The sequence below is a fragment of the Roseateles sp. DAIF2 genome (genome assembly GCF_015624425.1).
In the GTDB taxonomy this organism is placed as follows: Bacteria; Pseudomonadota; Gammaproteobacteria; order Burkholderiales; family Burkholderiaceae_C; genus Kinneretia.
The window spans coordinates 3,115,930-3,128,240 of sequence record NZ_CP049919.1 but is presented as its reverse complement, the minus strand read 5'-3'; the positions used below and the strand labels follow the sequence as shown (position 1 = coordinate 3,128,240).

Below are 12,311 nucleotides of genomic sequence, written 5' to 3'. Positions count from 1 at the left end.
CTCCGACATGAATGGTTCAACGGTCCGCGCTGCCGATCAGTGCATCTACTGCGGTGCGAAGGGCTGCTATCTTTCAAAGGAGCACGTGCTTGCCCTCGCTCTGGGCGGGAAGCAGGTACTGCACCGGGCGAGTTGCCCAGAACACGCGCAGATCACGTCAGAACTGGAGCGTCGGGTCGCCCGTGGTACCTACGGATTCCAGCGCGCCATAGATGGTGTGGCAACGCGACGCTCGAAGCAGCGCGCTGACTTTCTCGCAGAGCGCGTCAGGGCTTGCGGTGTGAATCACGCCGGGGAAGAGGTGTCCACCCAGGTGCCAAGGTCGCAGACGCCGCGTATGCCGATTGCTTCTACGTTCCCTGTGCCGGGCTTGCTGGCAGGCCGTTCGCCAGAAGAGGAAGCAACGGTCGGCATGGAAACCAACCTGGACACCGACCAGAGTTCGCGTGTCATGAGGTCGCTTGGTTGGAAGGAGATCTTGTGGCACTCGCCTGGCATGAATGCGCGCGATGTGGCACGCGTGCTCGCCAAGACTGCCCATGCGTTCGCCTGGTACGAGCTGGGTGGTGCTGAGTTCGTGCCTTTGCTGTTACCGCTGATCGTCAGGGACGAGGGAAGTTGCACGTACTGGGTCGGCGGTTTTGAACCCAGGCGTAGCCAGCTGAAGACACCCGTTGCGCTTCGTGAGATCGACGTCTCGGGCACCACTTACCTGATTGCCGACATCTCCATGATGGCCCTCCCACACCTGCCGCTATACCAGGTGGTTGTCGGGCTGCCCGGCAAAGCCACGTGAGACGCTGCCAGCTGGAGCGCCTGCAGGAGCCCAACCCTGGACAGCGCCAGGCCGCTGTAGTGCAACAGCGCTGCATGGCCTGGAGCGAGGATCTCATGGACATCTGCCGCTGCTACTCTACTCATACGGCAGGCGGGTTGCGCCGCAAGACCAATCCGCGCTGTCGGCGCGGCGCTAAAATCATTTGCAGTTCCGTCTTCGGTGCCGTGTCGGCCACGGCAGTGTTCGGAGACTTCCTCACTGGCTGTCTAGTGACGCTTGCCTCCTTGTTCGTGCTTTTCGATATCTCCCTGGAGATATCGAATCACAGGAAGGGGGGGAAGTGAAATTGACTTTCAAGCTGAAAAGCAATCAAAAAAAAGGCGCGAGGTTCCTGGGGGTATGCGCACTGGACGGCTGCAGGGAAGTCACGAGACCTGTCTAGGTTGGCTTAGGTCCAAAGAGGGCCTCAGCCCCCGCCAATTCCGAGAAGCGCCCCGTAGGGCGCTTTTTCTTTTTTTGCAGTGCCGCTGCCGGGTTCGTTTCAAGATCTGGCATCGGCTTTAAGCCGTTCTAGGTTGAACAGTTCCGTCAACGAAGACCACCAACTCTTGTCGTACGACGGAAATCAATAACTTGCCGGATTTCTCGCCGGTTGCACATTTGCGTCGCAGCTTTCCTATGAAATGGCACAGACATTCTTGTCGCCGGACTGCAGGGCTAACGCGGCCATCGCACGCCGAATCAACCTCCCAATTGAAGTTTTACATAATACACATTGTCGATTAAATATTGATTCCTGCCGAGCCCTTGCTTCCGCCACCAATGGCCCCATGTCCGCCTACTGTCTCATTACGGCCTTATGCTGGCCGGTGGCCCGGAGATCTGGGCGTTCAAATTTACGGAGTGACGACATCATGTCTCGCAAGACCCCCATCGAGCGTTATCGCAATATCGGCATCTCGGCGCATATCGACGCCGGCAAGACGACGACGACCGAGCGCATCCTGTTCTACACCGGCGTGAATCACAAGATCGGTGAAGTGCACGACGGTGCCGCGACGATGGACTGGATGGAGCAGGAACAGGAGCGCGGCATCACGATCACCTCGGCCGCCACGACCTGTTTCTGGAAAGGCATGGACCTGTCGCTGCCGGAACATCGCATCAACATCATCGACACGCCTGGGCACGTCGACTTCACGATCGAGGTCGAGCGCTCGATGCGCGTGCTGGACGGCGCCGTGATGGTCTACGACTCGGTCGGCGGCGTGCAGCCCCAATCCGAAACCGTCTGGCGCCAGGCCAACAAGTACAAGGTGCCACGTCTTGCCTTCGTCAACAAGATGGACCGCGTCGGCGCGGACTTCTTCCGCGTGCGCCAGATGATGGTGGACCGCCTGAAGGCCAACCCGGTGCCCATCGTGCTGCCGATCGGCGCCGAGGAACATTTCAAGGGCGTGATCGACCTGCTGAAGATGAAGGCGATCATCTGGGACGAGGCCTCCCAGGGCATGAAGTTCAGCTACGAGGACATCCCGGCCGAGCTGCAGGCCAGCGCGACCGAATGGCGCGAGAAGATGGTCGAGGCGGCGGCCGAGGCCACCGAGGAGCTGATGAACAAGTACCTCGAGACCGGCGACCTGGACGAGGCCGAGATCAAGCGGGCGATCCGCCAGCGCACGATCGCCGGCGAGATCCAGCCGATGCTGTGCGGCACCGCCTTCAAGAACAAGGGCGTGCAGCGCATGCTGGACGCGGTGATCGACTTCATGCCCTCGCCGATCGACATTCCGCCGGTCAGCGGCACCGACGAGGACGAGCAGGAGGTCACGCGCCGCCCGGCCGACGACGAGAAGTTCGCCGCCCTCGCCTTCAAGCTGATGACCGACCCCTATGTCGGCCAACTGACCTTCGTGCGCGTCTACTCGGGCATCCTGAAGTCCGGCGACTCGGTCTACAACCCGATCCGCGGCAAGAAGGAGCGCATCGGCCGCATCCTGCAGATGCATGCCAACCAGCGCGAGGAGATCAAGGAGATCCTGGCCGGCGACATCGCCGCCTGCGTGGGCCTGAAGGACGTCACCACCGGGGAGACCCTGTGCGACCCCGAGGCCATCATCACGCTCGAGAAGATGATCTTCCCCGAGCCGGTGATCTCGCAGGCCGTCGAGCCCAAGACCAAGGCCGACCAGGAAAAGATGGGCATCGCGCTGGGCCGCCTGGCGGCCGAGGATCCCTCGTTCCGCCTGCGCACCGACGAGGAATCCGGCCAGACCATCATCTCCGGCATGGGCGAGCTGCACCTGGAAATCATCGTCGACCGCATGAAGCGCGAGTTCGGCGTGGAAGCCAACGTCGGCAAGCCGCAGGTGGCCTATCGCGAGACGATCCGCAAGACCGCGACCGATGTCGAGGGCAAGTTCGTGCGCCAGTCGGGCGGCAAGGGCCAGTACGGCCATGTGGTGCTGACCGTGGAGCCGCAGGAACCTGGCAAGGGCTTCGAGTTCGTCGACGCGATCAAGGGCGGTGTGGTGCCGCGCGAGTACATCCCGGCAGTGGAAAAGGGCGTGATCGACACCCTGCCGAACGGCGTGCTGGCCGGCTATCCGGTGGTGGACGTCAAGGTCACCCTGACCTTCGGTTCCTACCATGACGTGGACTCGAACGAGAACGCCTTCAAGATGGCCGCCTCGATGGGCTTCAAGGAAGCCTGCCGCCGCGCCGGCCCGGTGATCCTGGAGCCGATGATGGCGGTCGAGGTCGAGACGCCCGAGGACTATGCCGGCACGGTGATGGGTGATCTGTCCAGCCGTCGCGGCATGGTGCAGGGCATGGACGACATGGTCGGTGGTGGCAAGATCATCAAGGCCGAGGTGCCGCTGAGCGAAATGTTCGGCTACTCCACCTCGCTGCGCTCGGCCACCCAAGGCCGTGCCACCTACACGATGGAGTTCAAGCACTACAGCGAGGCCCCGAAGAACGTCGCCGACGCGATCATCACCGCGCGCGCCAAGTAAGACGGAGTAGCAAGACAGGGCGGCGCCGGGAGGCGACCGCCCTTCCCTTTGGCGGCTTGAGCGCCTGGCTCAGTCCAGCTTGATGCCGCGCTTCTTGATCAGGGTCGACCACTTCTCGTTGTCGGCCTTGACGAAGGCGGCGAAGGCCTCGGGCCCGCGCGACTGCACCTCCGAGCCGGCCGCGGCGAACTTGGCGCGGATCTCGGGCTGGGCCAGCACCTTGGCCAGCTCGGTGGACAGGCGGTCCAGCACCGGCTTGGGCAGGCCGACCGGCGCCACCAGGCCCTGGAAGCCGACCGCCTCCATGCCGTTGAAGCCCAGCTCGCGCGCGGTCGGCACCTCGGGCAGGTTCGGGTCGCGGGCGGCGCCGGTGACGGCCAGCGCCTTCAGCCGGCCGCTCTTCACCTGCGGCAGCAGCACCGTGCCGGCATCGATCAGCAGCTGCACCTGGCCGCCCAGCAGGTCCTGCACGGCCGGCGCGCTGCCCTTGTAGGGCACATGCATCATGTCGATGCCGGCCACCTGGTTCAGCAGCTCGCCGTTCATGTGGGTCGACGAGCCATTGCCGCCGGAGGCGTAGTTGGCCTGGCCCGGATTCGCCTTGACCCAGGCGACGAACTGCTTCAGGTCCTTGGCCGAATGGTCGGGTCGCGTCACCGCGATATAGCCGCCCTCGGCGATCTGGCCGATATAGCTGAACTGCTTCAGCGGCTGGTAGGGCATCTTGGGCTGCAGATAGGGCGCGATCGCGAACGGCCCGGTGTTGGCCAGCAGCACCGTGTAGCCGTCCGGCGCCTGGCGCGACAGCTCGGTGGCGGCCAGCACGCCGCCGACGCCGGGCTTGTTCTCGATCACCACCGGCTGGCCCAGCGCCTTCTCCAGCGCGGGCTGGATGGTGCGGGCCGCGAAGTCGATGCCGCCACCGGGCGGGAAGCCGACCAGCAGCTTGATCGGCTTGTTGGGATAGCTGCCCTCCTGGGCCTGCAGGGCGGGCGCCAGCAGCAGCGCGGGGGCGGCCAGCAGCGGCAGGACGAATTGTCGGCGTTGGACCATCGGTCGAATCTCCTCGTTGTTTCTTATGGCTGTCACGATTTTTTGCTGGGCACTCGGGAGTGCCCGCGCATTGTGCGGCAGCGGCCCCGCCCCGCGGGCGAATCTCGGCGCCGCGTTGACAGCAGGCGGCCGCCGTGGTTCCAATCGGACACCCCGCCCGCGCCGGCGGCATGAGGAGGCACCGATGGATCCCGTCACGATCCTGTTGTCCGCGTTCATCCTGTCGGTGGTGGCCCTGGCCTTTTTCATCTGGTCGATGCGCCAGGGGCTGTTCGAGCGCGAGGCCGAGGGCGCCGAGGTGATCTTCGAGCCCGCCGAGCTGGGCCGGGTCGACGACCCGGCGGCCAGCGGCGCGGCGCAACAGGCCCTGCAGGCCAGCGCCGGCGAGGCAGCAGCGATACCACCCGAGCCCGACGAGCTGAGCGCGCGCGGCGCGGCCGACCGTTCCAGCGCCGTCGTCGTGTTCGTGTTCTTGCTCAGCGCGGTCGTGTGGCTGCTGGTGGCCTCGGCCGCCGGCCTGACCGCCTCGATCAAGCTGCACGAGCCGGACTGGCTGACCCAGTACGAATGGCTCAGGTCTGGTACATGGGCGCGGCGCTGTTCTGGTTCCCGGTGCTCTACCTGGTGGCCAAGGTGCCGAACCTGCATTTCGGCGTCGAGCAGGCGACGATGAACTGGTGGTACGGCCACAACGCGCTGGGCCTGTTCTACACCCCGCTGGCGCTGGCGACCATCTACTACTTCATGCCCAAGGTGCTGGGCCGGCCGATCCAGTCCTACAACCTCTCGCTCTTGGGCTTCTGGACCCTGGCCTTCTTCTACGGCCAGGTCGGCGGCCACCACCTGATCGGCGGGCCGGTGCCGCATTGGCTGATCACCCTGTCGATCGTGCAGAGCATGATGATGCTGGTGCCGGTGATCGCCTTCGGCGTCAACGGCGCGCTGACCCTGCAGGGGCGCTACCGGGCGCTGATCCACTCGCCCACCCTGCGCTTCGTGGCCTTCGCCGGCGCGATGTATGTGGCCTCCTCGGCCCAGGGCTCCTTCGAGGCGCTGCGCAGCGTCAACACCGTCACCCATTTCACCCACTACACGGTGGGCCATGCGCATCTGGGCCTCTACGGCTTCGTCAGCATGGCCTTCTTCGGCGGCATCTACTTCGTGATGCCGCGCGTGGTCGAGCGCGAATGGCCCTACCCCCGCCTGATCCTGGTGCATTTCTGGCTGGCCGCCATCGGCATCTCGATCTACTTCATCACGATGACGATCGGCGGCTGGCTGCAGGGCGTCGCGATGCTGGACGCGGCGCGCCCCTTCATGGACTCGGTGACCCTGACGCTCCCCTGGCTGAAGGGCCGCAGCGTGGGCGGCGCGCTGATGACCCTGGCCCATCTCGTGTTCGCCTTTCATTTCGCCGCGCTGATCCTGAACCTGGGGCCGACGCGGCACCGCCCCGCCCTCTTCCACCTCGCCACCCAGGAGAAATGAGCGCATGGACAGCGAAGTCAAGCTCGTCGCCGGCGGCATGGTGATGCTGGGCGTGGCCACCAGCGCGCTGGTCGTGCTGCCCTATCTGCAGCTGAAGGATGTCAAACCGGCGCCCGGCCTCAAGCCCTACAGCTCGGCCGAGCTGCGCGGGCGCGCCGAGTACATCCGCCAGGGCTGCGTCTACTGCCACACCCAGCAGCCGCGCGACCGCGCCCAGACCCCCGCCGATGCCGAGCGCGGCTGGGGCCGCGCCACCGTCGCGGCCGACTACTACTACGACCGCCCGCATCTGCTGGGCAGCATGCGCACCGGCCCGGACCTGATGAACATCGGCGTGCGCCAGCCCAGCGCCGACTGGCATTTCGGCCATCTCTACCAGCCGCGCGCCTATGTGCCGGGCAGCATCATGCCGGCCTACCCCTTCCTGTTCGAGATCAAGGACAAGGCCGATCCCGGCGAGCGCATGATCAACCTGCCGCCGCCCTACGAGCCGCGCGGCGGCAAGGTCGTCGTCGCGCGGCCGGCGGCCGAGGACCTGGTCAAGTACCTGCTGGCGTTGAACCGCAGCTACCCGGTGCTGCCGGCCAAGGCCGCCAGCGGCGCCGCCCCCTGAGGAGCATGGGATGAACCGACGCAGCGATCCCCAGGGCCGCGAGCACCCAGACCCGCATGAGCTCGGCCGGCCGATCCCGCTGTGGGTGCTGGCCATCGCCGGCCTGCTGGCGCTCTGGGGCGTCTGGTACATCCTGGACGCCGGGCCGCTGACCGACGCGCGCCACGGCGATGTGCGCACGCTCGACGACCTGCGCGCCAAGCCCGGCCCCGCGGCCGGCGCGGCCGCCGACGGCGCCGCGATCTATGCGGCGCGCTGCGTGGCCTGCCACCAGGCCAGCGGCGCCGGCCTGCCCGGCGTGTTCCCGCCGCTGGCCGGCTCCGAATGGGTGCTGGGCGCGGAGCGGGCGCTGCTGCAGATCCTGCTGCATGGCGCCGAGGGCGAACTGACCGTCAAGGGCCAGGTCTACAAGGGCGCGATGCCGGCCTTCGGCGCGCAGCTGGCCGACGCCGAGCTGGCCGCGGTGGCCAGCCATATCCGCAAGCAATGGGGCAACGAGGCAGCGGCGATCGAGACCGCCGCGGTGGCGCGCGAACGCGCGGCCAGCAAGGACCGCCAGGCCCCGTGGAAGGGCGACGCGGAGCTGAAGGCGCTGCTGCAGTGAAGGGCGAAGCAGCCGCGGACCGCGGCCTGGCCGGCACGCTACTGCTCTGCGCCCTGCTGGCCGCGAGCTTCCTCGCCGCGACGGCCGCGCTGACCGAGGGCTTCGGCGCCTGGACCTTCGAGGAGCTGCGCCGCGCCCGCGCCGCGCGCGGCGAGCTCGCGGTGCCGGCCGGGCTGGCGCTGCGCGACGAGCGGGGCCAGGTCTTGCGGCCCTGGCCGGCCGAGGCTGCGGGGCCGGTCCGCATCGTCGACTTCATCTACACCCGCTGCCCCGGCGTCTGCCGCGCACTGGGCGCCGAGTACCAGCGGATGCAGGCCCTGCTCGACGGGCCGGCGATGCCGGAGCTGCTGTCGATCTCCTTTGACATCGAGCATGACGACCGCGCCGCGCTGGCGGCCCATGGCGCGCTCTACCGCGCCGATCCGGCGCGCTGGCGCATCGCCGCGCCGCGCACCCCGGCCGAGCGCGATGCCTTGCTGCGGGCCCTGGGCGTGATCGCGATCCCGGACGGCCGAGGCGGCTTCGTGCACAACGCCGCGCTGCACCTGATCGACGGCCGGGGCCGGCTGCGCGCGATCTATGACTACGAGGCCTGGCCGCAGGCGCTGGCCCATGCCCGCGCGCTGGCGGAGGTGCGCCGATGAGCGCCCGGCGGCTGATGGCCCTGTGCCCGCTGCTGCTGCTGTGGCCGGCGCTGCGCCAAGGGCTGGAGAGCTCGATGGCGCTGCACATGCTGCTGGAGTTCCCGCTGCTGTTCGCGGCCGGCTGGGCGGCGCGCGGCCTGAGCGGGCCACATCGGGCCGCGGCCTGGGACTGGCACGGCCTGACGGGCGCCTGCCTGCTGCTGTTGGTCTCGGCCTTCTGGATGATTCCGGCGGCGCTGGACCTGGCCCTGCTGGACGGCCGGGTCGCGGCGGCCAAGTACCTGGGCTGGTGGATCGCCGGCTGGGCCATGGCCGGCGGCTGGCGCCGGCTGGAGCCACGAGTGGCGCTGTTCGTCGGCGGCAATCTGGCCTGGATGATGGCCACCGCCGGCCTGCTCTACCAGTCCAGCCCGCAGCGCCTGTGCGTCAACTACCTGCAGAACGAGCAGGTCTGGACCGGCGCCGGCCTGGTGGCCGGCGCGTGCGTGCTCGGGGCGCTGCTGCTGTGGCGTGTACTCTCAGAGGCTGCGCGACGGCCTCAGGCGGCCGGCGCGGTCAAGGCCTCGGCCGGGCCGAAGAACTCGTAGTGCAGCTGCCCCGGCGGCACGCCCAACGCCAGGCCGCTGGCATAGACCGCACGCATGAAGGGCTTGGGGCCGAGCAGGTACAGGTCCATATCGCGATCCTCCGGCGGCTCGCGCGCCAGCAGCAGAGCGGCGAGCTGCAGCGCCCGGGCAGCGACCGGCTGCTGCGCGTCGACGTGCGGGTGCTGGCCGCAACGAATCGCGAGCTGCGCCAGGAGGGGCGCGCGGACGCTTCCGCGCCGATCTGTACCACCGCCCGTCGGTCTATCCGCTGCAGGTGCCGGCGCTGCGCGAGCGCGGCCGCGATATGCGGAGCCTGGCCTGCAGCTTCCTGGAGGAGAACCAGCACCGCCTGGGCGCGTGCAATCTGCGCCTCTCGCCGGCCGCCTCGGCCGCGCTGCTGGCGCAGGCCTGGCCCGGCAATGTGCGCGAGCTGGGGCACCTGATCAGCCGCGCGGCCCTGCGCGCGCTGGCGGAGCAGGGCCGCGGCGGACGCTGGATCGCGATCGAGCCGCGCCACCTGGCGCTGCAGGACGCGGCCCCGGCAGCCCCGCCCGAAATCGGCGCCGCCGCCATGCCGGATGAGGTGCCCGCGCCGGGCCTGCCCCTGCGCGAGGCCACCGACGCCTTCCAGCGGCGCTGGATCGAGGCCGCGCTGGCGCGCCACGACGGCAGCATGGCCGCGGTCGCGCGCGAGGCGGGCTCAGGCGGTAGTCGTCTCGGCGCGCAGCTTGAGCGCAGCCTCCACCATCAGGCGCCGCGCTACCTGATTCCTCTGTCACACCGTGGTGAGCCGCTCCTTTGCCAGCTTCGTACCCGCCGCCAGCGCCTCCAGCTTGCGCAAGGCCACGTCCCGCGCCATCGGCGCCAGGCCGCAGTTCGTGCACGGGAACAGCCTCTCCTTCGGCACGAACTGCAACGCCCGGCCGATGGTATCGGCCACTTCCTCGGGGGTCTCGACCACGTCGCTGGCCACGTCGATCACGCCGACCATCACGTCCTTGCCGGCCAGCAGCTTCATCAGGTCGGGTGGCACATGGGAGTGGATGCATTCCAGGCTCACCTGGTCAATGCGGCTCTTGGCCAGCGCGGGGAACACCGCCTCGTACTGGCGCCACTCGTCGCCCAGGGTGCTCTTCCAGTCGGTGTTGGCCTTGATGCCATAGCCATAGCAGATGTGCACCGCCGTCGTGCAGGTCAGCCCCTGCGCCGCGCGCTCCAGCGCCTGCACGCCCCAGTCGGCAGCGTCCTTCATGTAGACATTGAAGGACGGTTCGTCGAACTGGATGATGTCCACGCCATCCGCCTGCAGCGCCAGCGCCTCCTGGTTCAGCAGCTCGGCGAAGGCGAAGGCCAGCTTCACCTTGTCGCCGTAAAAGCGGTCCGCCACGGTGTCGACGATGGTCATCGGGCCGGGCAAGGTGAACTTCAGTTTCTTCTTCGTGTGCGCACGGGCGAGCTGCGCCTCGAAGGCGTGCACGCGGCCCTTCAGGCGCAGTGCGGCCACCACCTGCGGCACCATCGCGTCGTAGCGGTTGTCGCGGATGCCCATCTTCACCTTGTTCTCGAAGTCGATGCCCTCGACCTGCTCAAGGAAGCCGTGCACGAAGTGCTGGCGCGACTGCTCACCATCGCACACGATGTCCAGGCCGGCATCTTCCTGGGCCTTGATCCACAGCAGGGTCGCGTCGGCCTTGGCCTGAAGCAGCGCATCGCCTTCTGCTCGCCACTGCGGCCAGAGCTTGTTGGTTTCAGCCAGCCAGGCGGGTTTCGGCAGGCTGCCGGCGATGGAGGTCTCGAACATCAAAAGAATCCTTTCATACGGAAACGGGATGGCGGGTGGGCGCTGGGTCAGGCCGCGAAACTGGCGGCCCAGTGATCGAGCACGGCCTTGTGGGGCTTGATGAAGTGCTCTTCGGTGAACTGCCCTTGCTTGATGGCCAGCTGGCTGCGCTCTTCCCGGTCGTAGACGATGCGGGTCAAGGAGTAGTCCGGATGCTTCAGGCTCGGCCGATAGATCGTCCCGGCCGCGGAGTTGGCGTTGTAGATCTCGGGACGATAGATCTTCTGGAAGGTTTCCATCGTGCTGATGGTGCCGATCAGCTCGAGGTTGCCATAGTCGGCCAGCAGGTCGCCCTGGAAGTAGAAGGCCAAGGGCGCCACGCTGTTCGGCGGCATGAAGAAGCGGACCTTCAAGCCCATCTTCTCGAAGTATTGATCGGTCGAAGAGAACTCGCTCTGCTGGTACTCGTGGCCCAGGACGGGATGCTGATTGCCGGTCCGTCGGTAGGTCTGGCTGCTCGACACGCTGATGCAGATGACCGGCGGCTTGCCGAAGCGTTCCTTGTAGGCGCTGGAGTTCAGGAAATGCTTGAACAGCTTGCCGTGCAGGTCGCCGAAATGCTCCGGCGTGCTGAAGGCGGGCTTGTCCTTGTTGTGCCCCAGCAGCAGAACGCTGAAGTCGTAGTCGCGCACATAGGAGGAGAAATTATTGCCCGCGATGCCGACGATGCGTTCGCCGGTCCGCTTGTCGACGATGGTCGGGCACAGGATCTCGATCAGCGGAAACGACTCGCCGCCGCCGCCAAGGCCCAGGTCGAGCTCGGCGGTGATGATGTCGAGCTCGACCGTGTAGCGGTCACCGCCCGGGTTGTCCCACTGAGCCAGGTCGTTGAAGCGGTTGTCGATCATCCGCAGCGTGTTGCGAAGATTCTCCTGGCGGCTCTCGCCCCGGGCCAGATTGGCGAAGTTGGTCGTGATCCGGGTGTTGTCCGCCGGACGATAGTTCTCATCAAAGCGCTGGCTCTTGATGCTGAAGGCAAACTCGTTGTTCATGGGGATTCGGCGCAAAGAAGGTGTTGAACAGCTGAAAACAGTCGGTGCGCGCTTCAGGCGGCGATCCGTTCGGCGGCCACGGCGGGCCTTGCATGACACGTCATCTCGATCAGAGGCAGGGCGCGCTGGACCGCCAGAGCAGCCCGCTGGATCAGGGCCGCGTTCTGAAGACGGTAGTCGACGAAATCCTTGTCGGTCGCATAGACGCCCAGCGGCAATGTGCGTGCTTGGAAGAAGCTGAACAGCGGCCGCAGCTGATGGTCGATCATCAGGGCATGGCGTTCGCTGCCGCCGGTGGCCGCCAGCAGGATCGGCTTGTCGATCAGGGCGTCCTGGTCGATGAAGTCGAAGAAGTGCTTGAACAATCCCGTATAGGAGCCGCGGAAGACCGGCGTGGCCACCACCAGGATGTCGGCTTGCTCGACCGCTGCAAGTTCCCGTTCCACCGTAACGGGCAACTGGGGACGCCAGACCGCGCCAGCGAGCTGCGGTGCGAGCTGTCCCAGTTCGACCAGGCGTTGCTCGCACGGGACTTCCTCGGCGATCAGCTCCAGCAGGTGTTCCGACAGAGCTGCGCACTTGGAGGGGCGTTGCATCCCACCGGAAACCGCTACCAGGCGGAGTGGAGGTGTCATTTTTGCTTTCATATGGACTGCTTCGACGGCCGGATTGGGTACGAATGCTAGTGAAGGGGT

The 12,311-nt window shown here is 66.9% G+C and carries 11 protein-coding genes and 1 pseudogene; 7 read left to right on the top strand and 5 right to left on the bottom strand.

Features of this window, described 5'->3' with window-relative positions; genetic code table 11:
- The first annotated feature begins 7 nt into the window (after positions 1-7).
- Both G8A07_RS14335 and fusA read left to right on the top strand, forming a co-directional pair.
- The gene (locus tag G8A07_RS14335; protein WP_195792725.1) at positions 8-796 is read left to right on the top strand and encodes a hypothetical protein; all 789 of its coding nucleotides are present in this window, start codon (positions 8-10) and stop codon (positions 794-796) included.
- Positions 797-1,692: 896 nt separating this feature from the next.
- Positions 1,693-3,795 (top strand): elongation factor G, encoded by a 2,103-nt coding sequence (gene fusA, locus G8A07_RS14330; protein ID WP_195792724.1) that lies wholly within the window; start codon positions 1,693-1,695, stop codon positions 3,793-3,795.
- Positions 3,796-3,864: 69 nt separating this feature from the next.
- On the opposite strand, the gene G8A07_RS14325 is transcribed toward fusA, so the two are convergent.
- Positions 3,865-4,848 (bottom strand): tripartite tricarboxylate transporter substrate binding protein, encoded by a 984-nt coding sequence (locus tag G8A07_RS14325; protein WP_195792723.1) that lies wholly within the window; start codon positions 4,846-4,848, stop codon positions 3,865-3,867.
- A 184-nt stretch (positions 4,849-5,032) separates the two neighbouring features.
- Between G8A07_RS14325 and G8A07_RS14320 the strand changes: the two are divergent.
- The 5 genes and pseudogenes from G8A07_RS14320 (at position 5,033) to G8A07_RS14300 (ending at position 8,784) form a co-directional block, all read left to right on the top strand.
- Positions 5,033-6,336 (top strand): annotated as a pseudogene (locus tag G8A07_RS14320) (cbb3-type cytochrome c oxidase subunit I).
- A 4-nt stretch (positions 6,337-6,340) separates the two neighbouring features.
- Positions 6,341-6,949, top strand: a complete 609-nt coding sequence (locus G8A07_RS14315) for a cbb3-type cytochrome c oxidase subunit II (protein ID WP_195792722.1) — start codon at positions 6,341-6,343, stop codon at positions 6,947-6,949.
- Positions 6,950-6,959: 10 nt separating this feature from the next.
- A complete protein-coding gene (locus tag G8A07_RS14310; protein WP_195792721.1) occupies positions 6,960-7,553 on the top strand; it encodes a cytochrome c in 594 nt (197 codons plus the stop codon).
- Positions 7,550-8,197 carry an SCO family protein gene (locus G8A07_RS14305; RefSeq protein ID WP_195792720.1) on the top strand — a complete coding sequence of 216 codons (648 nt, stop codon included), beginning with the start codon at positions 7,550-7,552 and terminating at the stop codon, positions 8,195-8,197. The genes G8A07_RS14310 and G8A07_RS14305 overlap by 4 nt, the downstream gene beginning before the upstream one ends.
- Positions 8,194-8,784 carry a hypothetical protein gene (locus G8A07_RS14300; RefSeq protein ID WP_195792719.1) on the top strand — a complete coding sequence of 197 codons (591 nt, stop codon included), beginning with the start codon at positions 8,194-8,196 and terminating at the stop codon, positions 8,782-8,784. Before G8A07_RS14305 ends, G8A07_RS14300 begins: the two co-directional genes overlap by 4 nt.
- On the opposite strand, the gene G8A07_RS14295 is transcribed toward G8A07_RS14300, so the two are convergent.
- From G8A07_RS14295 to msuE, 4 genes are all read right to left on the bottom strand, one after another.
- Positions 8,736-8,873, bottom strand: coding sequence for a hypothetical protein (locus tag G8A07_RS14295; RefSeq protein ID WP_371816372.1), 138 nt, complete (start codon positions 8,871-8,873; stop codon positions 8,736-8,738). The two genes, G8A07_RS14300 and G8A07_RS14295, sit on opposite strands and share 49 nt — an antisense overlap.
- Positions 8,874-9,559: 686 nt before the next feature.
- On the bottom strand, positions 9,560-10,585 hold the full coding sequence (locus G8A07_RS14290; protein WP_195792718.1) for a methionine synthase: 1,026 nt from the start codon (positions 10,583-10,585) through the stop codon (positions 9,560-9,562).
- A 47-nt stretch (positions 10,586-10,632) separates the two neighbouring features.
- The gene (locus G8A07_RS14285) at positions 10,633-11,616 is read right to left on the bottom strand and encodes a DUF1852 domain-containing protein (RefSeq protein ID WP_195797776.1); all 984 of its coding nucleotides are present in this window, start codon (positions 11,614-11,616) and stop codon (positions 10,633-10,635) included.
- 53 nt (positions 11,617-11,669) lie between these two features.
- A complete protein-coding gene (gene msuE, locus G8A07_RS14280; RefSeq protein WP_195797775.1) occupies positions 11,670-12,251 on the bottom strand; it encodes an FMN reductase in 582 nt (193 codons plus the stop codon).
- Positions 12,252-12,311 lie beyond the last annotated feature (60 nt).